A 462-nucleotide genomic window follows, 5' to 3' on the forward strand; every position below is an offset into this window, starting at 1 on the left:
GAACTGCGGGTCGGCGATCTGTGCGGATCGGGCTCCGACGCGTACGCCGACTATCGCGATCACCTGTTGCCGTGGCGGCAATGCGAGCAGCAGTTGCCGGACTATTGCGACAAGCTCGGCATGCCCACAACTGGCAGTGACTTCGTGCGCCATCTGCGTCAATGGCTGACAGACGCTTCCCACAAGCTCGACGCCGAATTACCGCTTTCGCTACCGGAAAATGGGCGCGGTCGCGTACCGGCACGTCGCCGACAACTATATCGCGGTGTTCCAGCACTTCATTCCGCCGGGCGTGTGGGAGGCGATCTATGTGATCGAGGGCTTGCTGAAGGCCAGCCTGTCGGTCAAGGCAGATACCGTTCATGCCGACACGCAGGGGCAGTCCGCCGCCGTTTTTGCGTTCACGTACCTGCTCGGCATCAACCTGATGCCACGGATTCGCAACTGGAAGGATCTCGTGCT

The 462-nt window shown here is 61.3% G+C and carries 1 pseudogene; it reads left to right on the top strand.

The annotated features are described in order from the left end of the window. A pseudogene (locus AB4Y34_RS41980) lies at window positions 1-462 on the top strand (Tn3 family transposase); the annotation flags it as partial.

The organism is Paraburkholderia sp. BR10954, assembly GCF_040965775.1.
In the GTDB taxonomy this organism is placed as follows: Bacteria; Pseudomonadota; Gammaproteobacteria; order Burkholderiales; family Burkholderiaceae; genus Paraburkholderia; species Paraburkholderia youngii.